We start from the raw sequence: 25,642 nt of genomic DNA on the forward strand, positions 1-25,642 counted from the left end.
CGGACCCCGCCGTCAGCGAACGACGGTGACCGCGCGCCGGTTCTGCGCCCAGGCTTCCTCGTTGGAGCCGAGCGAAGCCGGGCGGTCCTTGCCGTAGGAGATGGTGGAGATGCGCGCCGGCGCCACGCCGCCCGCCACCAGCACGTCGCGCGCCGCATTGGCGCGGCGCTGGCCGAGGGCGAGGTTGTACTCGCGCGTGCCACGCTCGTCGGTGTGGCCCTCAACGCTCACCTGCACCTGCGGGTAGCGGCCGAGCCACGCCGCCTGGCGCTCCAGCACCGGGCGCTGGTCGGCGCGGATGTTGCTGCGGTCGAAGTCGAAGAAGACGCGATCGCCGACATTCGCGACCAGGTCCTCCTGGCTGCCCGGGCGCGGGGCGGCGCCGTTGGCGGCGGAGCCCGCGCCGCTGGCGGCGGCGTTCTCGTCGCCGCTCTGGCAGGCGCCGAGCAGCGCGATGGCGGCGAGTGCGCCGATCAGCTTCATCTTCATGTGGAAACGACCCCTTGCGTGATGCCTGCCCTGCGGGCGGTGGCTGGGCCGTTACCCATGCGGGCCGGCCCGGTCAACGATTCGCGCGCCGTCAAGATCGCAGCGGGGCCATGCCGGACGCGCAACCCGCCCGGCCGCCCCTGCCGCTCACGACAGCAGCGGCGACCAGGACGGGTCCGAGGCATCGGACGGCGTCACCATCTGCCGTTCGTTGAAACCGGCGATGTCGATCTGCGCCAGGCGCGAGGAATAGCCGCCGCCCCGCGAATCCCGCGCCCGCGTCTCGCGGTAGAAGGCCAGCACGCGGCCGTTCGGCGCGAAGGTCGGGCCTTCCATGGCCCAGCCCTCCGACAGGATGCGCTCGCCGCTGCCGTCGGGGCGCATCACGCCGATGGCGAACTGGCCGCCCGCCATGCGGGTGAAGGCGATCAGGTCGCCGCGCGGTGACCACACCGGCGTCGCGTAGCGCCCGTTGCCGAAGGAGATGCGCCGCACGCCCGAGCCGTCCGCGCCCATCACATAGAGCTGCTGGTCGCCGCCGCGATCCGAGTTGAACACGATCTGCGTCCCGTCCGGCGAGAAGCAGGGCGAGACGTCGAGCGACCCGCCGGAGGTCAGCTGCCGCTCCCGCCGGCTGGCCAGGTCCACGATGAAGATGTTGGCATCGCCCCCGCGCGCCGCGGAGAGGATCACGCTGCGCCCATCGGGCGAGAAGCGCGGGCTGAAGGTCATGCCGGAGAAGCTGCCGAGCACCTGCTGCTGCCCGCTGTCCAGGTTGAACAGGTAGACCCGCGGCTCGTTGCGCAGATAGCTCATGAAGGCGATCTGGCGCGCATTCGGGTGGAAGCGCGGCGTCAGCGCCTGGAAGCGCCCGTCGGTCAGGAAGCGGTGGTTCTCGCCATCCTGGTCCATGATCGCGAGCCGCCGCGTGCGCCGGTCGCGCGGGCCGCTTTCGGAGATGTAGACGATCTGGGTGTCGAAATAGCCTTTCTCGCCCAGCATCCGCTCATAGATCACGTCGCTGATCAGGTGCGCGATGCGCCGCCACTGCGCGGCCGGCGCCGTGAAGGCGGTGCCCTGGATCTGCTGCTCGGCCAGCACGTCGAACAGGCGGAACTCGACGCGCACGCGGTCGCCCTGCGCCTCGACCCGGCCGGTGGTCAGCGCCTGGGTGCCGATCACGCGCCAGTCCTGCCAGCGCGGCGTCGCCGCCGCCGCCTCGGGCGACTGGATGAAGGCCTGGCGCTCCACCGGGCGGAACAGGCCGGAATTGCGCAGATTGGTCTGGATCACATTCGCGATGTCGCGCCCGAGCCGCTGCGCATCGGCCGAGGCGCCGGCCATCGCCGGAATGGCGATCGGGATCGGGTCGGTGCGCGCGCGCGTGATGTCGATCACCGCGCCCTGCGCCATCGCGGATTTCGGCATCAGCGGCCAGGACAGCACGCCGGGCGCCACCATCGCCGCGCCGGCGCCGAACAGCGCGTGGCGGCGGGTGAGCAGGAAGGGGGAACGGAGGCTCATCGCACGAGACCCCTCGGGTTGAAGCGGAAGGTTGAGGCCATGACGGTCTGCATCTTGTCGGCCGGGACCCTGAGCGGGTTGCAGTTCGGGGACAAGAGTGCGCGGCGCGCCGATTCGTAGACCGCACGAGCACGTGCATCGCTCGGCACGCCCCGGTCGCCCGGCACCACGTTGCGCACATTGCCCTGGCCGTCGAGCTGTACGCGCAGCTCCACCACGATCTGGTCGAGGCCGAGCATCCCGGCATCCACGCTCCAGCACTCGCCGATCTGCTCGGCGAGCCCACGGATCTCGCCCTGGGTGAGCTGCGCCGTGCCGGTCGGCGCGCCGCCGCCGGAAGCGGGGCGGCCGGCCTGGGGCTGCGGGCGCGCGGTGGGCGGGCGCTGCTGCGCCTGCTGCTGGCGCAGCCGCTCGAGCGTGTTGTCCACGCTGCGGCTGTTCTCCTGCGGGCGCTGCACGGGCGGGGTCTGGGCCGTGCCCGGCGTGCGCGCCGGCGTCGGCGGCGGCGGCGCGGGCGGCGGGGGCAGCGGCAGGGGTTCGCTCGGCCGCTCCGCGACCGCGGGCGCCGGCGGTGACGGCGTGGCCTGCGCCGGGGCGGGCGGCGCGGGGCGCGGCGGCGGCGTGGGGGTCGCCTGCGGCGTCGGTGCGGGCGGCGGCGGGGGCGGGATCGGCTCCGGCCGGGGCGCGGCCACCTGCGGCGGCGGGGGCGGCGCCACCTGGGTCGGCGCGGGCGGCACCGGCACGGTCGGCGCAACCGGCGTCGGCGCCGGCGGCGGTGGCGGCGGGGGGGGCGTCGGCTGCGGCGGCTGGGTGGTCGGCGGCGCCGCCAGGTCCGGCACGCTGGTGTCGGGCGGCTCGGGCGAGGGCACCGGCGAGGGCGCGGGCGCCGGCTGCTCGCCCGGCGCCTGTTGCGGTGGCACGGGAGAGGTGAACTCCACCGTGACAGGCACCTCGAGCGGCGGCGGTAGCGGCTTCACATAGCCGTAGAGCACCGCCGCGAGCGCCAGAACGACATGCAGCGCCAGCGACACGCCGAGCCAGCGGTTCAGCCGCCGGTCGTCCGGGTCCAAGGCCAGCGAGAAGGTCGCCACCCCGCTCATCGCGCGAGGCTCAGCGCCCCGGCTGCGCCGGCGCGCCGGCGGGACGGGTGGCGGGGCTTCGCGCGGGCGTTCCCTGCGGCTGCTCGGCCAGCAGCGCCACGCGCTGGAAGCCGGCCGCGCTCACGGTGCCCATCACCTCCATCACGCGGCCATAGGAGATGGCGCGGTCGCCGCGCACGAAGATGCGCCGCTCCGGCTGGCCCTGCGGCTGGTTCGCCAGGATGGCCTGGAGCTGCGGCACCAGGTTCTCGATCGGCACCTCGGTCTCCTGCAGGAAGATGCGGCCCTCGCTGTCCACCGTGATGGTCAGCGGCTCCTGCTCCTGGTTCAGCGGCGTCGCGGCGGTGCGCGGCAGGTCCACCGGCACGCCGACGGTCATCAGCGGCGCGGCCACCATGAAGATGATGAGCAGCACCAGCATCACGTCCACGAAGGGCGTGACGTTGATCTCGCTCATCGGGCGGTAGCGCCGGCCGCGCCCGCCGCCATTGCCGCCCATCAGCCCGCCGGCCATGGCGCTATTCCGCCGCCGGCGCGGGCGCCGGGCGGGCCGGCTGCGCGGGCTCGGCCGCGGCTTCCGACTGGCGCGTGAGGATCGCCGAGAACTCGGCCGCGAAGGCCTCCAGCCGCACCGCGAAGCGCCCGAAGTCGGAGGCGAACTTGTTGTAGGCGATGGTCGCCGGGATGGCCGCGATCAGGCCGATGGCGGTCGCGAACAGCGCCTCCGCGATGCCGGGCGCGACCACGGAGAGCGAGGTGTTCTGCATCCCCGCGATGGCGCTGAATGAGTTCATGATGCCCCAGACCGTGCCGAACAGGCCGATGAAGGGCGCTGCCGAGCCGACGGTCGCGAGGAAGATCATCCACCGCTCCAGCCGATCCATCTCGCGTGAGATCGCGACGGCCATGGCGCGCTCCACGCGCTCCTTTGTGCCGGTGACAGCAAGCTCCGAGCCGAAGCCGCGGCCGGTCGAGCGGCGCCATTCGCCCATCGCCGCGCCGAATACCGCGGCCATCGGGTGGCTCGGCTGCTCGCCCTCCCGGACATAGAGCTCTTCCAGGCTGCCGCCCGACCAGAACCGGTCCTCGAAGCCGTCGGCCGCGCGGCGGATGCGGCGCAGCGTCGTCACCTTCTCGAACACGATCGCCCAGACCCAGATCGAGGCCAGCAGCAGGGCGATCATCACGCCCTTCACCACCCAGTCCGCCTGGAGGAACAGCCCCCAAAGGGACAGGTCGTGCGCCGCCTGGGCGAGCGGGGTCTGCGTTACGTTGCCCAAGGCCTGGGCCTCCTCTCCAACCGCCGGCCGCCCTGGCTTGCGACCACCCTCATGTCCCGGGCCGCGCCAGCAGCGCGCCCAATGCCTGCCGCCAGGGCTCGGGGATCCTGGCGGGCCTCAGCCCATCCGCGCCGCCCGCCGCGCCGTCCAGGCTGCCGCGCACGCAGACCAGCCCGACCGACAGGCGCGCCAACTCGGCCCCGCCCTCCTCCTCCCGGACCACACGCTGGTCCAGGTCGAGCGTCGCGGCGCCGAGCGCAACGATCCGCGTCTCGACGATCAGGGGCTCGTCGAGCCGGGCCGGCCGCACATACGCCACTTCGATGCGCCGCACCACAAGCATCGCATTGTAACGCTCCATCATAAGTGCATGGGGCAAGTGCATGGCACGCAACGATTCGGTCCGGGCCCGCTCCGCCCATTTCAGGTAGTTGGCGTGGTAGGCGACTCCCCCCGCATCGGTATCCTCGAAATAGACGCGCACCGCATGGCGGTGCGCTGGCATTTTCGTGGCCTGAGACGCCGACGCCTGCTCCGCAGGCGTGGCGTCGTGCCGAAGGCACGCCTTCGGCGTGATGCGCCTACGCACTCTTGTTCCTCTATCGATGGTTCGTCTGTGCGCGGGGCCGCATTCGCGGCCCTGGATCTCCGTTCATTCGGTGCCGTCCGCCGGCGGCATCGAGGCCAGCAGGTCGAGTTGCGCGCCGAAGCCGGCCGGCGGGGTCAGGCCCAGATGGCGCCAGCCGGGCTCGCCCAGCACGCGCCCGCGCGGGGTGCGCAGCACCAGCCCCTCCTGGATCAGGAAGGGCTCGATCACCTCCTCCAGCGTGTCGCGCGATTCCGCAAGCGCGGCGGCCAGCGTCTCCACGCCGACCGGCCCGCCGCCGTGATGCTCCGCGATGCGCCGCAGATAGCGCCGGTCCTGCGCATCGAGCCCGAGCCGATCCACCTCCAGCCGCGCCAGCGCCGCATCGGCCATCGCGCGATCCGCCGCGCGGCCGGCGGCCTGCGCGAAATCCCGCACCCGCCGCAGCAGCCGCCCCGCCACGCGCGGCGTCCCGCGGGACCGCCGCGCGATCTCCAGCGCGCCATCCTCGGCGAGGTGGAAGCCGAGCTTCTCGGCACCGCGCCGGACGATCAGCAACAATTCGTCAACCTCGTAGAATTGCAGCCGGAGCGGGATGCCGAAGCGGTCGCGCAGCGGCTGGCTGAGCAGCCCCGCCCGCGTCGTCGCGCCCACCAGCGTGAAGGGCGGCAGGTCGATGCGCACCGTGCGCGCCGCCGGCCCCTCCCCGATGATCAGGTCGAGGCGAAAATCCTCCATCGCGGGATAGAGCGTCTCCTCGATCGCCGGCTGCAGACGGTGGATCTCGTCCACGAACAGCACGTCCCGCGGCTGCAGGTTGGTGAGGATCGCCGCGAGGTCGCCGGCGCGCTGCAGGATCGGCCCCGAGGTCGCGCGGAACCCCACGCCGAGCTCGCGCGCCACGATCTGTGCGAGCGTCGTCTTGCCAAGCCCCGGCGGCCCGAACAGCAGCACATGGTCCAGCGCATCGCCCCGCTGCCGCGCGGCGCCGACGAAGACCTCGAGATTCTCGCGCAGCGTCCTCTGCCCGATGAACTCCTTGAGCGTCTGCGGCCTGAGGCTGCCCTCTGTCGCGTCCTCCTCCTGCCGCGCGCCGGCGGTGAGCCTCTCGTCACTCATCGCGGCGCCATCTCCTTCAGCGCCTCGGTGATCAGCGCCTCGAGCGCGGCGTCCTTGCCGACGCGCTTCGCGGCGCGCGCGACGGCCGCACTCGCTTCCGGCCGCTTCATGCCGAGATTGACCAGCGCCGAGACGGCATCGGCCTCCCCGCCCTCCGCCGCCGGCACCGCAAGGGCGATGCCGCCCAGCCCGTCGGCCTCCGGCGTCGCGCGGCCCACCGCCCATTTCTGCATCGCGGGCTCGTCGATGATGCGGTTCGCCGTGGCGGCGCCGAGCCCCTTCACCTCCGAGAGCTTCTTGCGCTCCTTCGCCGCGATCGCCGCGGCGAGCTGGCTCGGCGACAGGCCCGAGAGCACCAGCAGCGCCTTCTGCGGCCCGACCGTCTTCACCTCGATCAGCGCCCGGAAGGCCTCGCGCTCCGCCGCGTCGAAGAAGCCGAAGAGGGTGATTGCATCCTGGCTGACCCGCGTCTCCACCAGCAGCTTCTGCGCGCCCTCCTTCGCCGTCAGCCGGTCGAGCGTCTTGCGCGAGCAGGCGACAAGATAGCCGACGCCGTTCACGTCCAGCACGCAGCCGCCGTCGTGGACGGATTCGACAACGCCCCTGAGCGACCCGATCACGCCCGCGCCCTCGCCACCGCCGCCGAATACGCATTCCGCGTGCTGCGGTGATGCGCGTGGCAGATCGCGATCGCCAGCGCATCCGCCGCATCGGCACGCTTGAAGGTCACGCCGGGCAGCAACTGCCGCACCATCGCCTGCACCTGCTCCTTCGCCGCATGCCCCGTTCCGACCACCGCGCGCTTCACCTCCATCGCGCCGTATTCGCGCACGACCAGCCCGGCCAGTGCCGGCGCCAGCAGCACCACGCCGCGCGCCTGGCCGAGCTTCAGGGCGCTTTCCGGATTGCGCGCGACATAGGTGTGCTCCACCGCCGCCTCGTCCGGCGTCCATTGCGCGATCACCTCGGCAAGCCCGCGATGCAGCACCAGCAGCCGCCGCGCCAGTTCCTCACCCGGCGCGGTGGAGACCACGCCATCGGCCAGGAAGCGCAGCCGGAAGCCGTCATGCTCCACCAGCCCCCAGCCGGTGTGCTGCAGGCCGGGATCGAGGCCCAGGATGCGAATCGGCGGCGGCGCCATGCGCCCTGCATAGCCCCTGCGGCCCGGGAAAGGGATGCCCGCCGCGTCCGGGCTCCACCGCCCGCCCGGCCTGCGCTAGATACCGGCGCGTTTCCTTCCGGCCCGGAGTCCCGCCGATGCCCGACTGGCCAGCCTCCCGCGGGGTGCGATCCCCGGCGCGACGCAGCCTGCTGCGCGGCGCCGGCGCGCTGGCGCTTGGCGCCGGCCTGCCCGCCTGCGCCCTGCCGATGCGCGAAGCGCCCGTGCCGCGCGGGCGCAGCGGCGCCGTCAGCGTGCTCGGCCTGCCGAATGAGCGCTTCCGGCCCGACAGCCCCGGCGGCTTCGACGCCTTCGACCGGGAGATCACCGCGGCGCTGCAGCGCCAGGCCCGGCATCTGGGCGTCAGCCGGACCGCCGACCTGCCCACCCTCGACCTGATCGCGATCTCCGGCGGCGGCGAGAACGGGGCCTTCGGCGCCGGGCTGCTGAACGGCTGGACCGCGCATGGCGGCCGGCCGGTCTTCGACCTGGTCACCGGGGTCAGCACCGGCGCGCTGACCGCGCCCTTCGCCTTCCTGGGCAGCGGTTGGGACGCCAAGCTCAAGGCGGTCTACACGGAAATCACGCCGGATCGCGTCCTGGTTCGCCGCTGGTTCACTGCGGCGCTGTGGGACGACGCCATGGCGGATTCGACGCCGCTGTTCCGCATGATCTCCGAATACCTCGACGCGGAGATGATGGCCGGCATCGCCGCCGGCTACGACGAGGGGCGCCTGCTGATGGTCGCCAGCGCCGACATCGACGCGCAGGTGCCGGTCTTCTGGAACATCGGCGCCATCGCCAAGAGCGGGCATCCGCGTGCCCTGGACACGGTGCGCCGCATCCTTCTGGCCTCCGCGGCCATCCCGGGCGCCTTCCCGCCGGTGCTGTTCGACGTGGAGCTGGACGGCGTGAAGCACCAGGAGATGCATGTGGATGGCGGGGCCTTCGCCCAGGCCTTCCTCTACCCCGCCGTCGCCACGCGCGGCCGTCGCGACGCCATCGCGCAGGGCCGCCGCGTCACGCCGGCCCGGGCCTGGGTGATCCGCAACGGCCGCCTCGATTCCGAATGGGCCGCCACGGACCGCCGGACCGTCTCCATCGCCGCCCGCGCGATCACCACGATGATCGGCTCGAGCGGCTACAACGACGTCATGCGGATCTACTTCGCCGCGCAGCGCGACGGCGTGGACTTCAACCTGGCCTTTATCGGCAGCGACTTCACCACCGAATACACCGTGCCCTTCGAGCAGGCCTATATGCGCGCGCTCTATGATTACGGCTTCGAGCGCGCGCGGCGCGGCTTCGACTGGACGCGGATTCCGCCCGGCGCGGCGTAATCTTGGGGCCTCAAGCGCCGGCTTCGCCGGCCGCCACGCTCGCGGTCAGGCCGTCAGCTTCTCCATCGCGGCCTCGTCGGCCTCGAGGTTCGCATAGACCTGCTGCACGTCGTCATGGTCGTCGAGCGCGTCGAGCAGCTTCATCACCTCGCCCGCCTTCTCCTCGTCCAGCGTAAGCGTGGTGGAGGGCCACCATTCCAGCCGCCCCGCCTCGGCGGTGCCGAACTTCTGCTCCAGCGCATCGCGCACCGCGGCGAAATCCTCGACCGAGGTGGACACCTCGTGGCCGTCCTCGCCGCTCTCCACATCCTCGGCGCCGGCCTCGATCGCGGCCTCCAGCATGGCGTCGGCATCGGCGACGGCGGCCGGGTAGCGCAGCACGCCCTTGCGCTCGAACTGGAAGGCGACCGAGTTCGTCTCGCCCAGCGCACCGCCACCCTTGGCGAAGATCGAGCGCAGGTCGCCGCCGGTGCGGTTGCGGTTGTCGGTCAGCGCCTCGACGATCACGGCGATGCCGTGCGGGCCGTAGCCCTCGTAGCGCACCTCCTCGTAGTTCTCGCCGGCCGCGCCCTGGGCGACGCGCTTGATGGCGCGGTCGATGGTGTCGCGCGTCATGTTCGCGGTCAGCGCGGTCTTCACCGCCGCGCGCAGGCGCGGATTGTGCGCCGGGTCCGGCATGCCGGTCTTGGCGGCGACGGTGATCTCGCGGATCAGCTTGCCGTAGGCGCGGGCGCGCTTGGCGCCCTGCACGGCCTTGCGATGCATCACGTTCTTGGCGTGCGAATGGCCGGCCATGGCCGGGTTGCTCCGTCTGTCTCGGCTTGGATGGGTGCCGCCCTATAGCGGCCCCCTGCCCTGCGGGGCAAATCGCCGCCTCCGACGAATATGCGTCCTGCCTCAACCATGGGTTCATCTTCTGCCGCGATGGTGGCGCCATGGCAGGACCACTACGTTCCGCGCCGCCCGCCGAGGCGGCGCCGCTGCTCGCCGGCGCGGCCGGCCTGCTGCTGCTCGGCGCCGCGGCCTGGCTGCTGGCGCTCGGCCGCTCCGCCGGGCCGGAGGACGCGCCGCTGCTCTCGACGGGCGCCGCGCTGCTCTTCGCCTTCGCGGGCATCGCGCCCTTCGCCGTGTACCGCCTTGCCCGCGCCGGCGCGTCGCCGCGCGGCGCCGAGCCCGACCTGCACGATCCGCTCACCGGCCTGCCGACCCAGTCCGCCCTGCGCGGCAGGCTCGAGGAGACGGCCGCGCTCTCTCGCCGCCAGGGCTGGAAGGTGGGGGTGCTGGTTCTGAACCTGCGCCGCTTCCGCGACGTCAACGCCGCGCAGGGCCGGGCCGGCGGCGACCTGGCGCTGCGCCTGATCGCCGCGCGGCTGCGCGGGGCGGTCCGGCTGGAAGACCCGGTCGCGCGCCTCTCGGGCGACCGCTTCTGCGTGGTCCAGACCGCCCTGCAAGACCCGGCGGATGCGCTCCGCCTGGCCGAGCGCCTGGCCGCGCTGGTGGCCGAGCCGCTCGACCTGCCGGGCGGCACGGTGCACGCGACCGCCGATATCGGCATCGCCATCGCGCCCGACGACGCGGAGGAGCCCTGCCTGTTGCTGACGCGCGCCGAGGACGCGCTGGCCGCCGCCCGCGGCTCGCCCACTCCCGCCATCCTGTGCTTCGCCCCCGAGCGCGAAGCCGCCCTGCGCCGCACCCTGGAGCTCGAGGCCGAGCTGCGCATCGCGATCGCGGAGGGCCAGTTCCAGCTGCACTGGCAGCCGCAGCGGCGCCTCTCCGACGGCGAGCTCCTCGGCTTCGAGGCGCTGCTGCGCTGGAACCACCCGACCCGCGGCATGGTGCCGCCCGACGCCTTCATCCCGCTGGCCGAGAAGACCGGCCTGATCGTGCCGCTCGGCGCCTGGGTGATCCGTACCGCGACCGCCGAGACCGCCGGCTGGCCGGGCGCGCTCAAGGCGGGCGTGAACCTCTCCGCGATCCAGCTCCGCGCCGAGGGCCTGGTGGAGACGGTGGCCGCCGCACTCGCCGCCTCGGGCCTGCCGGCGCACCGCCTGGAGCTGGAAGTCACCGAGAGCATGCTGGTCGAGGACGGGCCGCAGGCCGCGCGCGTCATCGGCGGCCTGCAGGCGCTTGGCGTCTCCGTCGCCCTCGACGATTTCGGCACCGGCTGGTCGAGCCTCGCCTATCTGCGCCGCTTCGCCTTCGACGAGCTCAAGATAGACCGCCAGTTCCTGCGCGACCTGGAGGCCGACCCGCGGGTGGAGGCGGTTGTGGGCGCCATCCTCGGCATGGGCCGCGGCCTCGGGATGCGCGTGGTGGCGGAGGGCGTCGAGACCCGGGAACAGGCGGACCGGCTGCTCGCGCTCGGCTGCGAGCGCGGCCAGGGCTGGCTGCTCGGCCGCCCCATGCCGGCCGAGCAGGCGCGCGCGCTGATCGCGGCGGAGGCGGCGCCGGCGGCGGCTTGACCTGGCGCAAAGCGCCCCGCCGCCCCCCCTGCTAACCGGGGAGCGCGGTGACCTGGGGTTGCGACATGGCCACGATCTTCGGCACGACCGGCAACGACTTCCTCCGGGGCACGGAATTCGACGACGTGATCATGGGCGCGGCGACCTACTCGACGGACGCGGACCAGATCAACGGCCTGCCCGGCAACGACAGGCTGGAAGGCCTGGGAGGCAACGACGCCCTGAACGGCTGGCTCGGCACCAACGCCCTGTTCGGCGGCGACGGAAACGACTCGCTGGAGGCAACCGGCAGCGAGGGCTGGAGCCTGTTCGACGGGGGGGCCGGCAATGACCGGATCGACCTCGCGACCAGCATCGGCAACCACGTGCGCGCCGGCGACGGCAACGACATCATCCTCACCCGCAATCCCGCTCGCCATGTGATCGACGGCGGCGACGGCTACGACCGGCTTGAGATGACCTTCTTCGGCGATGTCGGCGCCAGCCTGGCCTTGTCCCAGTGGCCGGACGTCTTCGTCCCGGTCCGGGGCTACGACTCCCGGATCCGCGGCATCGAGGACTTCCGCATCGATGGCACCAGCGGCGACGACAAGTTCATCCTGGGCAACGGCAGGGACTTCGTGTCGGGCGGCCGCGGCAATGACAACATCGTCAGCCAGCTCGGCGCCGACACGCTGTTCGGCGGTGCTGGCGACGACACGATCTGGAGCACGGCGGGCGGCTCCGTCCTGAAGGGCGACGAGGGGAACGATCGGCTGATGCTCGGAGGCTATGACGCGCCGCTCGGCGGGATAGCCGAGGGCGGGGACGGCAACGACACGATCCAGGGATTCGTCCACAACGACACCATCGAAGGCGGCCTGGGCAGCGACCGGCTGCACGGCCACGATGGCAACGACAGCATCGAGGACAGCTTCGCCGCCGACGGCACCGCCGACATGGTGCTCGGCGGCAGCGGCGACGACACGATCCGCAGCACGGGCGGCACCGACACGCTCGATGGCGGCCCGGACAGCGACCTGCTGGTGCTTTCGCGGCGAGGGATCGCGGACTCCCTGACGCTGGACCCGCGCGGCATCGACAAATGGGCGATGCTGGACGGCGACGGCACCATCATCCGCGGCTTCGAGAGGTGGCAGGTCGTGGCCGGCAACGGCAACGATTCCATCGCGGCTCTCTCGGGCGCCGACACGCTCTCCGGCGGACGCGGCAATGACACGCTGGATGGTGCCGGCGGCGCGGATTCGCTCGCCGGCGGCACGGGCACAGACGTCCTTCTCGGCGGCGAGGGCGCGGACAGCCTGGCCGGCGACATCATGGCGGATGTGCTGCTCGGCGGCCTCGGCGCCGACCTTCTCACCGGCGGCGATGGCGGGGATCGCTTCCGCTATCGCAGCGCCGCCGAAGGCGGCGACACGATTACCGATTTCGACGCCTCCGACCGCTTCCAGATCTCCGCCAAGGGCTTTGGCGGCGGGCTGGTCGCAGGCACCTGGCTGACCGGGACCGACATGGTCGCGGAGGACGCATCCGGGCAGGCGCAGGCGACACATGCGGAGTTCGTCTGGCAGCCGCTTTCGGCCACGCTCGGCCGGCTCTGGTGGGATGCGGACGGCACCCATGGCGTGGACGCCGTGCTGATCGCGGAGATACGGCTGGATCCCGGCGTGAGCGTCACCGCCGCAGACTTCCAGATCGTCGCCTGATCGAACACGGCGCGCTTCCTCAGCGACGCCGCAGCGGCCCGCGGCGGATGGTCGGCATGCCGGGCACCCCGTCCGTCCAAATTGCCGCCCGGCTGCCGGCGGAAGCGATCCGCGCTGATACCAGGCGCAAAAAGTTCCGACCTGCGGCCCGCAGGGCCGAGGCCGCGAATGCGGCCCGCCGCTTATGCGGCGCAGCCAAGCAAAGCGCCGACGATTGAGGGACGCAGGCGAAACCTGCGTCCGCTCGGTATAACTCAGCGCATGATCGAAGCGGTCGCCGCGCTCCCCGACACAAGCCTCGCCTACTGGGACACCGGCGGGCCCGGCGAGCCCGTGCTGCTGCTGCATCCGGGCACGGGCAGCCTGGAGATCTGGGAACACCAGCGCCCGGCCCTCGCCGCGGCGGGCTATCGCGCCATCGGCTATTCGCGCCGCGGCCATCGCGGCTCCGATCCCGGCAGCGCGGAGGCGCCGGGGACGGGCAGCGGCGACCTCGCCGCCCTGCTGGACCATCTCGGCATCGCGCGCTGCCACCTGGTCGGGGCGGCGGCCGGCGGCATCGTGGCGCTGGATTTCGCGCTGTCGCGTGCCGATCGCCTGATCAGCCTGACGCTCTCCTGCTCGATCCTCGGCATCGCGGACCCCGACTATGCCGCCGTGAGCGAAGGGCTGCGCCCGCCCGGCTTCGCCGCCATGCCGCCCGAGTTCCGCGAGCTTGGCCCGAGCTACCGGGCCGCCAACCCGGCGGGCGTGGCAAGCTGGCTGGAACTGGAGCATCGCGCCATCCCTGGGCGGCAGTTGCGCCAGCCCACCGCGAACCGGATCACCTTCGCCGCGCTCAGAGCCCTCGACCTGCCCTGCCTGCTGATGACGGGGGATGCCGACCTCTGGATCCCACCTTCGCTGCTGCGGCAGGTCGCCACGCATGTCCCCCGCGCCGAGACGCGGGTGATCGCGGAATGCGGCCATTCGGCCCATTGGGAGCAGCCGGCCGCCTTCAACGCCGCGCTGCTGGATTTTCTCGGGCGCTACCCGGCAGCGTAGCGGCCCGAACCCTCAGGCCGCCTGTCGGCAGAGCCGGCCGAGCACCGAGGTCAGCTCGGCGGGGTCATAGGGCTTGGCCAGCACGGTCGCATCCTGGTGCCCTGCGGGCAGGCCGGAGGCGCCATAGCCCGTCGCGATGACATAGGGGATGCCGCGCGCGGCCAACGCATCCGCGACAGGGGTCGAGGTCTCGCCCGCCAGGTTGAGGTCCAGCACCACCGCGTCCGGCCGCTCCCGGTCGAGCATCGCCATGGCCTCCTCCACCGTGGCGGCGGGGCCCATCACGCCGAATCCGGCATCGATCAGCGCGTCCTCCACCAGCATGGCCACCAGAGCCTCGTCCTCGACCACCATGACCTTCCGCGGACCATGCACCATCAAGCACCCTCCCGCCGAACGCCGGCGACCCACCTCCGCATGTAGCCCGGCCGAGCATGCGTGGTCGCTCACTTTCTCGCGCGGCTGGGTTGCAAAGCGCTCAGGCTCCCAGAGGACGGAGGGATCGGCGCGGCGACGCGCCGCCATCCAGGCGCGAGCCCAGCGCGGGCCGCGGGGCGTGCCGACGCGCACGGGGCGCAGCGTATAGCTCGGCCCCTCATAGGCGGCGAGGCGCCGGAACGCTTCCGGGGCGAGGCGGGGCAGCAGCAACCCGGCGACGGCACCCGCCCCCTCGACCAGGGTCGGATAGGGTGTGCCCCGCAAGCGCACGCGCCGGTAGCCGATCAGCCCTGCCGGAATCGCCCGGCGGAGCGGCCGCCGCCCGGCGAGTCGCGCGAAGACGGCAGGGTCGAGCAGCGTCCCATAGATGAACACCGCCACGACCCAGGCCTCAGTGGCCGGCGTTCGCCCCCGAGAAGTCGGGCGCCGCCAGGCCCGAGGCCTCCAGCTGGCGCGCGATCTGCGCCTTCAACCGATCGAGCCCCGCCTCCGTCGTCGCCTCGGCGCGCGCCACCAGCACCGCCTGCGTGTTGGAGGCGCGGAGCAGCCACCAGCCATCCCCGGTCAGCACGCGCACCCCGTCCACGTCCTGCACCTTCGCACCCTCGGCGGCCAGGCGGTCCTTCACCTCCTGGATCACGCCGAACTTCCGGGTGTCCGGGCAGTCGAAGCGAAGCTCGGGCGTGTTGATCACCTGCGGCAGCGCCGCACGCACCGCCGAGAGCCTGCCCTGCATCCGCGCCACGATGCCGAGCAGACGCACGGCGGAATAGGGCGCGTCGTCGAAGCCGTACCACTTGTCGGCGAAGAAGATGTGCCCGGACATCTCGCCGGCCAGCGGGCTGCCGGTCTCGGCCATCTTCGCCTTGATCAGGCTGTGGCCGGTCTTCCACATCAGGGGCGTGCCGCCGGCCTTGGCGATCTCGTCGAACAAGACCTGGCTCGCCTTCACGTCGGCGATGATGGTCCCGCCCGGCTTCTGCTTCAGCACGTCGCGCGCCAGGACGATCATCAGCTGGTCGCCGAACAGGATGTGGCCCTCGTCGTCCACCACGCCGATGCGGTCGCCGTCGCCGTCGAAGGCGATGCCGAGATCGGCCTTCTCGCGGGCCACCTCGGCGATGATCTGCTCGAGGTTCTTGGCCACCGTCGGGTCCGGGTGATGCGCCGGGAAGGTGCCGTCGATCGTGCCGTTGATGACGAAATGCGTCCCCGGCAGCCGCGCCACCAGCTTCTTCACGATCTCGGCCGAGGAGCCGTTGCCCGGGTCCCACACCACGCGCAGCGCGCGGTCGCCGCCGTCCCAATCCTCGAGCACGCGCGAGACATACTGCTCGGAGATGTCCACCTGGCGGTCCGATCCGATGGCGGCGGGCACCACGTCGCCCTCGGCAGCCATGCGGCCGATCTCCTGGATCTGCCTGCCGAAGAAGGGCTTCTTCCCCAGCATCATCTTGAAGCCGTTGTAGTTCGGCGGGTTGTGGCTGCCGGTCACCATCACCGCGCCATCCGCCTGCAGCGCATAGGCGGCGTAGTACAGCATCGGCGTCGGCCCGCAGCCGATCCGCAGCACCTCGAGACCGCAGGCGCGCAGGCCGGCGACGAGCTGCGCCTCCATCTCCGGCGAGGAGAGCCGGCCGTCATAGCCGACCGCGACCTTTGTCCCGCCGCCGCGCGAGACGATGGAGCCGAAGCAGCGCCCGATCGCGAAGGCGTCCTCGGGGCGAAGCGTCTGCCCGACGATCCCCCGGATGTCGTATTCGCGCAGCGAGGTCGGGTCGAAGCTGTGGTGGAAAGCCGTCATGTGCTGATCCGCTCCAGGCTCGCCGTTCAGGCGTATTTGTTCAGGATGGCGCGCATCGCAGGCGCCATGTCGTCGCGCGAGAGGGCGAAGGCGACCTGCGCCTCCAGGTAGCCCTCCTTCGAACCGCAATCGAAGCGGCGGCCCTCGTAGCGCACGCCGTGGAAGGGCTGGCTCCCGATCAGCTTCGCCATGCTGTCGGTCAGCTGGATCTCCCCGCCCGCGCCCTTCTCCATCTTGGAAAGGTGCGCCATCACCTCCGGCATCAGCACGTAGCGGCCGATCACGGTGAGGTTGGAGGGCGCCTTCTCGATGGGCGGCTTCTCGACGAGGCCCGTGACCTCCACGAGGTTGCCGCGCGTCGCGCCGGGCGCGATCACGCCGTAGCGCGACACATGCTCCTTCGGCACCTCCTCGATCGCCACCACATTGCCGCCCGTCGCCTCATAGGCGTCGGCGAGCTGCTTCATGCAGGAGGTGTCGCAGAGCATGAGGTCGTCCGGCAGCAGGATGGCGAAGGGATCGTCCTGCACGAAGTTGCGCGCGCACCAGATGGCATGGCCCAGCCCGAGCGGCACCTGCTGCCGCGTGGAGACGATGGCGCCCGGCGGCAACGCCTGGGCCCGCAGCAGCTCCAGCTCCTTCGTCTTGTTGCGCTCCGCCAGCGTGCGCTCCAGCTCGTAGGGGATGTCGAACTGGTCCACGAGCATCGTCTTGCCGCGGCCGGTGACGAAGCAGAACTGCTCGATGCCCGCCGCGCGCGCTTCCTCCACCGCATACTGGATCAGCGGCTTGTCCACGACCGGCAGCATCTCCTTCGGCATCTGCTTGGTCGCGGGCAGGAAACGCGTGCCCAGGCCCGCGACGGGCAGCACGGCCTTGCGGAGTGGCTTTGGCACCGACTTGTCTTCCCTGGCGATTTCGGCCGGCACAACTGCCACGGACGGCCATGAGCGTCCACCTGCGGAACCGTGAGCGGCCCGCCGGCCCCTGCCGCTCAGCCGAGCAACACGTCCCGCGCCTCGTTCAACCGCGCGGCGAGCCAGTCCGAGCCGCCCTGGTCGGGGTGGTTGGCCCGCATCAGGCGACGGTGCGCGGTGCGGATCGCGGCCGCGTCCGCGCCCTCTGCCAGGCCGAGCACCGCCAGCGCCTCCTCCCGTGTCATGCGGCCGCCAGAGGGCCGCCCGGGCGGCGGGCGGCTGCGGGCCGCGTCGCGCCAGTCGGCATGGGCGCGGTCCAGCCAGGCCTCCAGCAGCGGCACCCCCTCCGGGTCCCGCGCCGCGAGCTCGGCCAGGAGGTCCAGCAGAAGCCCCTGGTCCAGCTCGCCCAGGTCGCGCCCGGCGAAGCGCCCGGCCTTCACCCGGCCGAACATCTGGCCGCTGTCGTGATCGAGGCCCATGGCGAGGTATTCGGTCTCGACATCGCTCGCCTGGCCGGTGCTGGCCTGGCCGCCGCGGGCGAAGGTGCGGGCGGCGCGGATGCCCTGGATCCAGCGCCAGGCCATCGGCCCGAACAGCGCCAGCGCCCAGAAGGCCTGCGGCCCGCGGCCGGAAGCCAGCAGCACCACGAGCAGCACCGCGCCGAGCAGCCCCCCGCCCCAGATCGCCGCCGACTTGATCTGCGCCGGCTTCGCATCCGCGAAGGCGCGCAGCAGCCCAAGCAGCGCGAGAAGGGCGATCAGCCCGACGATCAGATAGGCCATCGCTCAGCGCGCCTTGGGCGCCGGCAGCTGACCGGCGATCTGCCGCGCGGAGGCCGAGGTCAGCCGCGCGAGCGCCTGCCGCCCGCCCGCCGCGAAGACCGCCACCGCGCGCAGCAGGTCGCGCAGCGCCCCGGCGCTGGCGGAATCGAAGGGCGCCCAGGCGCCGCCCGACAGCTTCGCGATCTGCCGGAAGGCATTGCCCGCGATGGGATTGTTCCCCTCCTGGAAGCAGAAGACCGGCGTGCCGCGCAGGCCGAGTTCGCCCGCCACATGGCAGATCGGGTCCACATCCTCCTCCAGCGCGTCGCCGATCAGGATCACGGCATTGACCTTTTCGCGCTGCGACTCGTCGCGGGCGTGCTTCAGGGTGCGCAGGATCTGGGTATGCCCGCCGAGGCAGCTCACCCCGGTCATGCGTCGGGCCAGGTCGTCCGCATTGGTCAGGAAGGGCGTGGCCGCGAATTCGTTGAAGCCGCGGTAATAGGCGAGGCTGACGGCCAGCCCGCCGACATCCTTCACCGCCATGAACATCTCGCCCTGCAGCTGGCAGGCCCGATCCCAGGAAGGCTGGCGGGAGGCCGTGGCGTCGATGGCGAAGATCAGCCGCCCCGGCTTCCCCGAAGCCGGGCGCACGGCGGGCATGGACGCCACCTTGTGGAGGAAGGCGGCGACGGCGGGGTTGCCCGTCTTCTCGGGCAGCTTGCTCATGCGGGCAACGTGGTGCCTATGGGCCGTCACTGCTAGGCGGCGCGTCGAGCGATTTCGTGGTCCTGCTCGCTTGCCTCAAGGCAAGGCGGAACGCATCGGTATCCCGCCGCGAGAACCGAATGTTCTTGAGCGCCCACTCCAATACTCGCTCAGAAATCTCCACATCTTCTTCTGATGATTCAGCCGCATCCAGCGGAAACATCCAGTCCACAAAGGCGCCAGCGCGCACTCTGGAGGGCAGTTGTGCTGGCTCTGGCGCCATATCGCGTAGAAACGCGCAGTTTGCAGCTTGCGCGCTTTCGATTACCCATGTCTGGACTCGCCGATCACCCTTTAAGGCCTGTTCAAGGATCCCAAGAGGGTCAATTGACCAAAATCCGCCTCTCCAAGTAAGCTCGTACCAATCAATTCTCTCTTCGCGACCATTATCCCAGAGATGGTATGTATATCGCGACCTGCAGAAGCGACGGAAGTGAAATACACAATGATCTACCTTGTGAAGATCGTCAGGAAATATTCGATATCCTATTGTGCCATATCTATTGTCGGCAGAACCATATTTTCCTAGACGCGCCAAAAAACTATCTGGCGACTCGGCAAATTTGTATTCTTCGAGGTAGCTTGGCGGATATTCAAATTTTCTTATCTCTAGATCGGAATTCTGCGCTAAAATGGCTGCGTAGATAGGTTCGATTTCGTGCCCATAGTTCGCATGGCCGCCGAGAAATAGATTTAGCGCTTTTAGGTATTTTTCGATGGCATGGTTTGCCATCCAGAAAAAATTCTCTCCAAATCCGGAGAAAAATGACGTTCTTGCCATGATGTAATTTTCGTCGGCAGTCTGCAAGAACATTCTGCTGATAACCCAGTGTTTGAGCGCGCCTACTCGTTTGTTTTGGTAGGAATTATCGCTCAAGCTTTGAGCCCATTCGCCTGCGCAGCCGCCAGCGCGGTCATGTTGACGATGCCGCGCGCCGTCACGGACGGCACCAGCACATGGATGGGCTTCGCCATCCCCAGCAGGATCGGCCCCACCTGCAGCCCCTCGGCCGCCGCCTTCAGCAGGTTGAAGGCGATGTTCGCGGCATCGAGGCCGGGCATCACCAGCAGGTTCGCCGCATCCGTCAGCGTCGAATCGGGCACCGCCCGGTCTCGGATCGCCGGCACCAGCGCCGCATCCGCGTGCATCTCGCCATCCACCTCGAAATCCGGCCGCTTCGCGCGCAGCAGCTTCAGCGCCGCACGCATCTTCGCCGCCCCCGGCGCGCCCGAGGCGCCGAAGGAGGAATGGCTCAGCAGCGCCGCCTTGGGCGCGATGCCGAAGGCGCGGATCTGCTCGGCCGCCAGCAGCGTCATGTCGCAGAGCTGCTCCGGCGTCGGGTCCACCGTCAGGTGGGTGTCCACGAAGAACAGGTGACCGGTCTGCAGGATCAGCGCCGACAGCGCATAGACCCGCGTGACGTCGGGATTCTTGCCGATCACGTCATAGGCGTGGTGCCAGTGGCTCAGCCAGTCGCCGGTGCCGCCGCAGAGGCAGGCATCCGCCATTCCGGCCTCCAGCAGCAGCGCCGCCGCGACGGTCGGGCGGTTGCCGACGCGCCGCGCCGCGGCATCCGGCGGCACGCCGCGCCGCCCGACCTTGCCCTGGTAGAGCGGCACGAGCCTCTCGAAGACGTCGCGATCGGCGACAGGGTCGAGAACGCGCACGGATTCGCGAAAGTCCATGCGCAGCCCCATCGCCGCGGCCCGCGCCTCGATCTCGGCCCGCCGCCCGATCAGGATCGGCTCCGCCAGGCCCTCGTCCAGCACGGTCTGCACCGCGCGCAGCGTCCGCTCGTCCTCGCCCTCGGCGAAGACCACGCGGGCGAGCTGGCGGCGCGCCACCTCGAAGACCGGGCGCATCAGGTTGCCGGAGCGGAAGACGAACTTCTCGAGGTCGCGGCGATAGGCGGCGAGGTCGGGCACGGGGCGCCGCGCCACGCCGGATTCCGCCGCGGCCTTCGCCACCGCCGGCGCGATCTCCAGGATCAGCCGCGGGTCGAAGGGCTTCGGGATGATGTAGTCCGCGCCGAAGACCGGCGCCTCCCCGCCATAGGCGGCGGCGACGACCTCGCTCGCTTCCATGCGCGCGAGTGCGGCGATGGCATCCGCCGCGGCGACCTTCATCGCCTCGTTGATCTCCGTCGCGCCGGCATCCAGCGCGCCGCGGAAGATGAAGGGGAAGCAGAGGACGTTGTTGACCTGGTTCGGATAGTCGCTGCGCCCGGTGGCCACGATCGCGTCCGGCCGCGCGGCGCGCACGGCCTCCGGCAGGATCTCGGGCTCCGGATTCGCCAGCGCGAGCACCAGCGGCTTGCGCGCCAGCTTGTGCAGCCACTCGGCCTTCAGCACGCGCGGCGCCGAGAGGCCGAGGAAGATGTCCGCCCCCTCCAGTACCTCCTCCAGCGTCCGCGCGGCGGTCTCCTGCGCATAGGCGGCCTTGAAGGGATCGGTGTTCGGGCGCCCTTTCCAAACCACGCCGTCGATGTCGCAGATGGTGACGTTCTCGCGCTTCAGCCCCATCGCGACCAGCAGGTCGAGGCAGGCGATCGCCGCCGCGCCGCCGCCGGTGTTCACCACCCGGACGTCTTCCAGCCGCTTGCCCTGCAGCAGCAGCCCGTTGCGCACCGCGGCGGCGACGATGATGGCCGTGCCGTGCTGGTCGTCGTGGAAGACCGGGATCTTCATCCGCGCGCGCAGCGTGCGCTCGATCGCGAAGCACTCCGGCGCCTTGATGTCCTCGAGGTTGATCGCGCCGAAGCTGGGCTCGAGCGCGGCCACCGCCTCGATGAAGCGCTCCGGGTCGCGCTCATCCACCTCGAGGTCGATGGAATCGATGCCGGCGAATTTCTTGAAGAGGACTGCCTTCCCCTCCATCACCGGCTTGCCGGCCAGCGCGCCGATGGCGCCCAGCCCCAGCACCGCCGTGCCGTTCGAGATCACCGCGACGAGGTTGCCGCGCGTGGTGTAGTCCCAGGCCTTGTCGGGGTCCCTGGCGATCTCCTCGCAGGCGGCGGCGACGCCGGGCGAATAGGCCAGCGCCAGGTCGCGCTGCGTCGCCATCCGCTTCGTCGGCTCGACCGAGAGTTTCCCCGGCCGCGGCAGGCGGTGATAATCCAACGCCGCCCTGCGGAAATCCTCGTCCATGCCCGGCACCTCCGTTGCCAGATTAGGCGGGTTCCGCGGCGGAAGCGACCTCGCCCTCCCGGCCCGGCAGGAACTTTGCGGGATTGCCGGGATGGCATGCGATGATGCATCCCAGCCCGGGATACCAAGGGAGGGAAGGACCCCCGCCATGAAGCTGCATTTCTTCGACGGCTCGACCACATGCCGCCCGATCGCCATGTTCGCGATGGAGGCCGGCATCCCGCTGGAGCTTGCGCCCGTCAACCTGTTCGGCGGCGAGCACAAGGGCGAGGCCTATACGCAGGTCAATCCGAACCAGCTCGTGCCCGTGCTGGAGGAGGATGACGGCCATCGCCTGATCGAATGCTCGGCGATCCTGAAGTACCTGGCCGATGTCGCCGGGCACGCCGCCTGGCCGGCCGACAAGCGTGCCCGCGCCGCGGTGAATGCGCGCATGGACTGGTTCAACACCGGCTTCTTGCGCAGCTTCGGCTACGGCTACGCCTATCCGCAACTGCTGCCCTACCTCGCCTGGGAGGACAAGGCGATGCAGGCGGCGGCGCTGGCCCGCGCCAAGGCGGAATCGGAGCGGCTCTTCGGCATCCTGAACGACCACATGCTGTCCGACGCGCATCCCTATCTCGGCGGCGCGGAGCCCGACCTCTCCGACTTCCTCGGCGTCTGCTACGCGACGCTCGGCGAGCTGGTCGGCTGGGATTTCGATCGCTGGCCGCGCGTGGCGCGCTGGATCGCGGCGATGAAGGCGCGGCCGTCCTGGAATCCCTGCAATGTCGGCTTCCATGGCTGGCGCGACGCCGTGCGGGGGCAGGCGGCATGAGCAACCCGGCCTCGATGTTCCACCACGTCGCCTATCGCTGCCGCGATTCCGAGGCGACGCGCGCCTTCTACGAGGATTTCCTGGGCATGCCGCTGGCGCAGGCCTTCGAGATCAAGCGCACCGCGACGGGCCGCGACGCCTCCGTGCTGCACAGCTTCTACCGGCTGAAGGACGGCAGCTACCTCGCCTTCTTCGAAGTCCCGGACGGCGCCTTCGACTTCAAGACGCAGCATGATTTCGACCTGCATGTCGCGATGGAGACCACGCCGGAGGAGCTGCAATCCGTCCTCGCCCGCGCCAAGGCCGCGGGGATGGAGGCGCGCGGCCCCTCCGACCACGGGATCATGCACTCGATCTACCTGCGCGACCCGAACGGCTACGTGGTGGAACTCGCCGCGAAGACGCCGAGCCACGACGCCGACATGGACCCGGCGACCAACGGCGCGCGGGCGACGCTCGACGCCTGGACGCGGCGGAAGGCGGCGGCGGCCTGAGTGGGTCCGGCGGGCTGCGCCTGCAGCCCGCCGACGCAGGCACTACCGGGCGCCGGCGGGGCGCAGCGCGGCCAGCGCCGCGGCCGCATCCTCGCCGCGATAGGGCTTGGCCAGCACCGGGCGCCCGGCGAAGCGCGGCGGCAGCACCAGCCGCGCCTCGTAGCCCGTGGTGAAGACGAAGGGCACGCCCGCCGCCGCCAGCGCATCGGCCAGCGGGAACACCGCCACCCCGTCGAGGTCGATGTCGAGCAGCGCCGCATCCGGCGGCACCGGCAGGATGGCCGCGGCCGCCTCCTCGATCCGCGCGACAGGGCCGATCACCTCCGCTCCCTGGGCGCGCAGGGCGGTCTCGAGCTCCATGGCGACCAGCGCGGAATCCTCCACCACCAGCACGCGCAGCCCGCGCAGCGCCGGCGCCGCGTCCTGCCCCGCGCCCGGCCCATCGGGCGCCACGCCTGCCTCCGCGACGTGGCGCAGCGGCATCTCGACATGGAAGAGGATGCCCTCGGGGCGGAAGTCGAGCTTCGTGGTGCCGCCCACCTCATAGGCGAGGCTCCGCTCGATCATCATGCTGCCGAAGCCGCGATGCCCGGGGGCGGCGACGGGCGGTCCGCCGCTCTCGCGCCATTCCAGCAGCAACTTTCCCTCCGCGACCCGCCAGGAGACCTGCACCCGCCCGGCCGGCACCGAGAGGGCGCCATGCTTCACCGCATTCGTCGCCAGCTCGTGCAGCGCCAGGCTGACCGCCAGCGCCGCCTTGGGGCGCAGCCTGATGTCCGGCCCGACGATGCCGATGCGCGGCATGCCGCCCTCGGCGCCGAGATGCGGGTGCAGCTCCTCCTCCACCAGGCTGCGCAGCCCCGCCCCTTCCCAGCGGCTGCGCGACAGCAGCGAATGCGCCTTCGCCATCGCGCGCAGCCGGCCATGCAGGTCGGTCACGAAGCCGCCGACGGAGCCCGCGTTGCGGCTGGAATGGCGGACCAGCGCCTGGATGTTGGCCAGCGTGTTCTTCACGCGATGATCGAGCTCGGCGAGCAGCAGGTCCTGCCGCTGCCTCGCCTCCGCGCGCTCCCGCGCGACCTCGTCCATCCGGCGCAGCACGACCTCGAGCAGGGAGACGCGCAGCGCCTGCGCCGCCTCCACCTCGATGGCCCGCCACGGCCGGCAGCGCCCGCGCACCGTCTCGCGCCACGCGGCGAAGCTGCGGCGGGGCGCCACGCGCGCCCCCCCGCCCGTAACCTCCACCGGCTTGTTCGGGTTGCCCGCCCAGGTCACGGTCTGCACGACCTCGGGCCGGAACCAGATGATGCAGTCGCGCGGATCGCGCGTGAGGGAGAGCACCAGCGCGCCCGCCGCGACCGCGGCGAACCCGCGCGCCGGCGGAAAGGCCTCCGCCAGGCTGTCGAGCACCAGCACGCCATCCTCGGCCCGACTGCCGGCCCAGGCCGCGAAGGCGCGCACCTGCTCCTCCTCCGGCACGCGGCCGAGCGCGGCGTAGTTGCCTTCGATCAGCAGCGCGACGCCGGCGCTGTCCATGAAGTCGAGCAGGTTCGGGCGCTGGCGGATCAGGCCGAGCGCCAGGTTGTCCTCCCGCGCCATGACGCGGACGAGCCCTTCGTGCACGCGGTGCATGCGCTCGGCATGGGCGTGGTCCTCGGCGCGCTGCTTCGCCTCGATCTGCAGCGAGAACATCCGCGCGAAGAGCTCGCAGGCGCCGCGGATCGCGACCGGCACGCGATGCGGCGTGCGGTGGTGGCAGGCGATCAGCCCCCACAGACGCCCGCCCTGCACGATGGAGAGCGACATGGAGGCCCGCACGCCCATGTTCGCCAGGTAGTCCAGATGCAGCGGCGAGACGGAGCGCAGCGCGCAGCACGACAGATCCGTGGGTCGCCCGGTCAGCGGGGAGACGGGGGGCACCAGCGGCGCCGGGACGTAGCGCGCATCCGGGATGATGCGCAGCCAGTTCTGCACATAGAGCTCGCGCGCCTGCCTCGGCACGTCGCTCGCCGGGTAGTGCAGGCCGAGATAGGCGCCGATGCCCGCATCCCGCGCCTCCGCGATCACCTCGCCGCTGTCGTCGGGGGCGAAGCGGTAGACCATGACGCGGTCGAAGCCGGTGACGCGGCGGACCTCGTCGGCGGCGGCCTGGCAGAAGGCGCCGAGCGTACCCGCCTCGCCGAGCCGCGCGATCATCGACAGCACGACCGGCAGCGGCCCCGGCCGCACCGCGCCGCCCGCGCCCTCCAGCGGCTCGATCTCCAGGATGATGCCGGCCGGCGTGCGGTGCGCGACGATATCGAGCACTCCACCACCGGGGAGGGCCGCCTCCAGCGCGCGACCGGCGGTCGGCGCCGGCTCCTCGGGCAGGGAGGCGATCTCGGCCAGCACCGCCGCCGGCAGCAGGTCGGCGGCCGCCTGCCCGGCGGCGGGCGCCGCGCCGGCGCCGAGCAGGCCGCCATCGCCGGCTGCCTGCAGCACCTCGAGGCTCTCGGGATGCAGCACCAGCAGCAGGCCATGCGGCTGGACGGAGCCGGGAATGTGGATCGGCTCGCGGTCGCAGTTGGAAAGGTCGGCCTCGCCAAAGGCAGGCAGCGGGAGCGCGCTCATCGGCAGGCGATCCGGCGAAGCGGCGGCGGCCGGCGCGCGAGTGTCGTGAGGCGTATCACCGGTTCCGGACCGAGGTG

General features: G+C 71.4%; 24 protein-coding genes. 6 read left to right on the forward strand and 18 right to left on the reverse strand.

Translation table 11 applies throughout. The features are described 5' to 3' along the window. Positions 1-12: 12 nt before the first annotated feature. The 9 genes from pal to ruvC all read right to left on the reverse strand — a co-directional run bounded on the left by pal (position 13) and on the right by ruvC (position 7,239). Positions 13-489: a peptidoglycan-associated lipoprotein Pal gene (gene pal, locus DFH01_RS16475; protein WP_109871520.1), complete on the reverse strand. Its 477-nt coding sequence runs from the start codon at positions 487-489 to the stop codon at positions 13-15. Between the two features lie 147 nt (positions 490-636). Further along, positions 637-2,013: a Tol-Pal system beta propeller repeat protein TolB gene (tolB, locus tag DFH01_RS16480; RefSeq protein ID WP_109871521.1), complete on the reverse strand. Its 1,377-nt coding sequence runs from the start codon at positions 2,011-2,013 to the stop codon at positions 637-639. After that, entirely contained in the window at positions 2,010-3,113 is a 1,104-nt protein-coding gene (gene tolA / locus DFH01_RS28490; protein WP_109871522.1) for a cell envelope integrity protein TolA, read from the reverse strand. Before tolA ends, tolB begins: the two co-directional genes overlap by 4 nt. A 10-nt stretch (positions 3,114-3,123) precedes the next feature. Beyond that, complete coding sequence (gene tolR / locus DFH01_RS16490; protein WP_109871523.1) at positions 3,124-3,627, reverse strand: protein TolR; 504 nt, start codon at positions 3,625-3,627, stop codon at positions 3,124-3,126. A gap of 4 nt (positions 3,628-3,631) precedes the next feature. Next, entirely contained in the window at positions 3,632-4,393 is a 762-nt protein-coding gene (gene tolQ, locus DFH01_RS16495) for a protein TolQ (protein WP_109871524.1), read from the reverse strand. Between the two features lie 49 nt (positions 4,394-4,442). Next, positions 4,443-4,898, reverse strand: a complete 456-nt coding sequence (locus DFH01_RS16500; protein ID WP_109871673.1) for a YbgC/FadM family acyl-CoA thioesterase — start codon at positions 4,896-4,898, stop codon at positions 4,443-4,445. A 147-nt stretch (positions 4,899-5,045) separates the two neighbouring features. Further along, positions 5,046-6,098: a Holliday junction branch migration DNA helicase RuvB gene (gene ruvB / locus DFH01_RS16505; protein WP_109871525.1), complete on the reverse strand. Its 1,053-nt coding sequence runs from the start codon at positions 6,096-6,098 to the stop codon at positions 5,046-5,048. Beyond that, positions 6,095-6,718: a Holliday junction branch migration protein RuvA gene (ruvA, locus tag DFH01_RS16510; RefSeq protein ID WP_109871526.1), complete on the reverse strand. Its 624-nt coding sequence runs from the start codon at positions 6,716-6,718 to the stop codon at positions 6,095-6,097. The genes ruvB and ruvA overlap by 4 nt, the downstream gene beginning before the upstream one ends. Continuing rightward, entirely contained in the window at positions 6,715-7,239 is a 525-nt protein-coding gene (gene ruvC, locus DFH01_RS16515; RefSeq protein ID WP_109871527.1) for a crossover junction endodeoxyribonuclease RuvC, read from the reverse strand. The genes ruvA and ruvC overlap by 4 nt, the downstream gene beginning before the upstream one ends. A gap of 116 nt (positions 7,240-7,355) precedes the next feature. On the opposite strand from ruvC, the gene DFH01_RS16520 reads away from it, so the two are divergent. Further along, on the forward strand, positions 7,356-8,597 hold the full coding sequence (locus DFH01_RS16520; protein ID WP_109871528.1) for a patatin-like phospholipase family protein: 1,242 nt from the start codon (positions 7,356-7,358) through the stop codon (positions 8,595-8,597). A gap of 45 nt (positions 8,598-8,642) precedes the next feature. Here the strand turns inward: DFH01_RS16520 and DFH01_RS16525 are convergent, their stop codons facing one another. Then, on the reverse strand, positions 8,643-9,392 hold the full coding sequence (locus tag DFH01_RS16525) for a YebC/PmpR family DNA-binding transcriptional regulator (RefSeq protein ID WP_109871529.1): 750 nt from the start codon (positions 9,390-9,392) through the stop codon (positions 8,643-8,645). Between the two features lie 140 nt (positions 9,393-9,532). Here DFH01_RS16525 and DFH01_RS16530 point away from each other — a divergent pair, with 140 nt between their 5' ends. The 3 genes from DFH01_RS16530 (at position 9,533) to DFH01_RS16540 (ending at position 13,809) form a co-directional block, all read left to right on the forward strand. After that, positions 9,533-11,059: a putative bifunctional diguanylate cyclase/phosphodiesterase gene (locus DFH01_RS16530; protein ID WP_109871530.1), complete on the forward strand. Its 1,527-nt coding sequence runs from the start codon at positions 9,533-9,535 to the stop codon at positions 11,057-11,059. A 65-nt stretch (positions 11,060-11,124) separates the two neighbouring features. Further along, positions 11,125-12,765, forward strand: coding sequence for a calcium-binding protein (locus DFH01_RS16535; protein WP_109871531.1), 1,641 nt, complete (start codon positions 11,125-11,127; stop codon positions 12,763-12,765). A 261-nt stretch (positions 12,766-13,026) separates the two neighbouring features. Continuing rightward, entirely contained in the window at positions 13,027-13,809 is a 783-nt protein-coding gene (locus DFH01_RS16540; RefSeq protein WP_158287790.1) for an alpha/beta fold hydrolase, read from the forward strand. Between the two features lie 12 nt (positions 13,810-13,821). On the opposite strand, the gene DFH01_RS16545 is transcribed toward DFH01_RS16540, so the two are convergent. From DFH01_RS16545 to DFH01_RS16575, 7 genes are all read right to left on the reverse strand, one after another. After that, complete coding sequence (locus DFH01_RS16545; RefSeq protein ID WP_109871533.1) at positions 13,822-14,628, reverse strand: gamma-glutamylcyclotransferase; 807 nt, start codon at positions 14,626-14,628, stop codon at positions 13,822-13,824. 10 nt (positions 14,629-14,638) lie between these two features. After that, positions 14,639-16,051, reverse strand: coding sequence for a phosphoglucomutase/phosphomannomutase PgmG (gene pgmG / locus DFH01_RS16550; RefSeq protein WP_109871534.1), 1,413 nt, complete (start codon positions 16,049-16,051; stop codon positions 14,639-14,641). A 26-nt stretch (positions 16,052-16,077) separates the two neighbouring features. Next, positions 16,078-16,947: a UTP--glucose-1-phosphate uridylyltransferase GalU gene (gene galU / locus DFH01_RS16555; protein ID WP_109871535.1), complete on the reverse strand. Its 870-nt coding sequence runs from the start codon at positions 16,945-16,947 to the stop codon at positions 16,078-16,080. Between the two features lie 98 nt (positions 16,948-17,045). Next, a complete protein-coding gene (locus tag DFH01_RS16560; protein WP_109871536.1) occupies positions 17,046-17,750 on the reverse strand; it encodes a J domain-containing protein in 705 nt (234 codons plus the stop codon). Between the two features lie 3 nt (positions 17,751-17,753). Next, complete coding sequence (locus DFH01_RS16565) at positions 17,754-18,458, reverse strand: vWA domain-containing protein (RefSeq protein WP_109871537.1); 705 nt, start codon at positions 18,456-18,458, stop codon at positions 17,754-17,756. Between the two features lie 16 nt (positions 18,459-18,474). Then, positions 18,475-19,374: a HEPN domain-containing protein gene (locus DFH01_RS16570; RefSeq protein ID WP_146217077.1), complete on the reverse strand. Its 900-nt coding sequence runs from the start codon at positions 19,372-19,374 to the stop codon at positions 18,475-18,477. After that, complete coding sequence (locus DFH01_RS16575; RefSeq protein ID WP_109871539.1) at positions 19,371-21,644, reverse strand: NADP-dependent malic enzyme; 2,274 nt, start codon at positions 21,642-21,644, stop codon at positions 19,371-19,373. Before DFH01_RS16575 ends, DFH01_RS16570 begins: the two co-directional genes overlap by 4 nt. A 148-nt stretch (positions 21,645-21,792) precedes the next feature. Here DFH01_RS16575 and DFH01_RS16580 point away from each other — a divergent pair, with 148 nt between their 5' ends. Together DFH01_RS16580 and DFH01_RS16585 are read left to right on the forward strand one after the other, a co-directional pair. Continuing rightward, positions 21,793-22,461 carry a glutathione S-transferase family protein gene (locus tag DFH01_RS16580; RefSeq protein ID WP_158287791.1) on the forward strand — a complete coding sequence of 223 codons (669 nt, stop codon included), beginning with the start codon at positions 21,793-21,795 and terminating at the stop codon, positions 22,459-22,461. Continuing rightward, positions 22,458-22,955 carry a VOC family protein gene (locus DFH01_RS16585; RefSeq protein ID WP_199231251.1) on the forward strand — a complete coding sequence of 166 codons (498 nt, stop codon included), beginning with the start codon at positions 22,458-22,460 and terminating at the stop codon, positions 22,953-22,955. Before DFH01_RS16580 ends, DFH01_RS16585 begins: the two co-directional genes overlap by 4 nt. Before the next feature lie 42 nt (positions 22,956-22,997). On the opposite strand, the gene DFH01_RS16590 is transcribed toward DFH01_RS16585, so the two are convergent. Then, positions 22,998-25,565, reverse strand: coding sequence for an HWE histidine kinase domain-containing protein (locus DFH01_RS16590; protein ID WP_109871541.1), 2,568 nt, complete (start codon positions 25,563-25,565; stop codon positions 22,998-23,000). Between the last annotated feature and the right edge of the window lie 77 nt (positions 25,566-25,642).

Source organism: Falsiroseomonas bella, from assembly GCF_003173615.1.
In the GTDB taxonomy this organism is placed as follows: Bacteria; Pseudomonadota; Alphaproteobacteria; order Acetobacterales; family Acetobacteraceae; genus Falsiroseomonas; species Falsiroseomonas bella.

What these genes read in the sequence shown, in the direction of transcription:
- pal (WP_109871520.1), bottom strand. Translation starts at nt 489, where the DNA reads ATGAAGATGAAGCTGATCGGCGCACTCGCCGCCATCGCGCTGCTCGGC.
- tolB (WP_109871521.1), bottom strand. Translation starts at nt 2,013, where the DNA reads ATGAGCCTCCGTTCCCCCTTCCTGCTCACCCGCCGCCACGCGCTGTTC.
- tolA (WP_109871522.1), bottom strand. Translation starts at nt 3,113, where the DNA reads ATGAGCGGGGTGGCGACCTTCTCGCTGGCCTTGGACCCGGACGACCGG.
- tolR (WP_109871523.1), bottom strand. Translation starts at nt 3,627, where the DNA reads ATGGCCGGCGGGCTGATGGGCGGCAATGGCGGCGGGCGCGGCCGGCGC.
- DFH01_RS16500 (WP_109871673.1), bottom strand. Translation starts at nt 4,898, where the DNA reads ATGCCAGCGCACCGCCATGCGGTGCGCGTCTATTTCGAGGATACCGAT.
- ruvB (WP_109871525.1), bottom strand. Translation starts at nt 6,098, where the DNA reads ATGAGTGACGAGAGGCTCACCGCCGGCGCGCGGCAGGAGGAGGACGCG.
- ruvC (WP_109871527.1), bottom strand. Translation starts at nt 7,239, where the DNA reads ATGGCGCCGCCGCCGATTCGCATCCTGGGCCTCGATCCCGGCCTGCAG.
- DFH01_RS16520 (WP_109871528.1), top strand. Translation starts at nt 7,356, where the DNA reads ATGCCCGACTGGCCAGCCTCCCGCGGGGTGCGATCCCCGGCGCGACGC.
- DFH01_RS16525 (WP_109871529.1), bottom strand. Translation starts at nt 9,392, where the DNA reads ATGGCCGGCCATTCGCACGCCAAGAACGTGATGCATCGCAAGGCCGTG.
- DFH01_RS16530 (WP_109871530.1), top strand. Translation starts at nt 9,533, where the DNA reads ATGGCAGGACCACTACGTTCCGCGCCGCCCGCCGAGGCGGCGCCGCTG.
- DFH01_RS16535 (WP_109871531.1), top strand. Translation starts at nt 11,125, where the DNA reads ATGGCCACGATCTTCGGCACGACCGGCAACGACTTCCTCCGGGGCACG.
- DFH01_RS16540 (WP_158287790.1), top strand. Translation starts at nt 13,027, where the DNA reads ATGATCGAAGCGGTCGCCGCGCTCCCCGACACAAGCCTCGCCTACTGG.
- pgmG (WP_109871534.1), bottom strand. Translation starts at nt 16,051, where the DNA reads ATGACGGCTTTCCACCACAGCTTCGACCCGACCTCGCTGCGCGAATAC.
- DFH01_RS16560 (WP_109871536.1), bottom strand. Translation starts at nt 17,750, where the DNA reads ATGGCCTATCTGATCGTCGGGCTGATCGCCCTTCTCGCGCTGCTTGGG.
- DFH01_RS16565 (WP_109871537.1), bottom strand. Translation starts at nt 18,458, where the DNA reads ATGAGCAAGCTGCCCGAGAAGACGGGCAACCCCGCCGTCGCCGCCTTC.
- DFH01_RS16575 (WP_109871539.1), bottom strand. Translation starts at nt 21,644, where the DNA reads ATGGACGAGGATTTCCGCAGGGCGGCGTTGGATTATCACCGCCTGCCG.
- DFH01_RS16580 (WP_158287791.1), top strand. Translation starts at nt 21,793, where the DNA reads ATGAAGCTGCATTTCTTCGACGGCTCGACCACATGCCGCCCGATCGCC.
- DFH01_RS16585 (WP_199231251.1), top strand. Translation starts at nt 22,458, where the DNA reads ATGAGCAACCCGGCCTCGATGTTCCACCACGTCGCCTATCGCTGCCGC.
- DFH01_RS16590 (WP_109871541.1), bottom strand. Translation starts at nt 25,565, where the DNA reads ATGAGCGCGCTCCCGCTGCCTGCCTTTGGCGAGGCCGACCTTTCCAAC.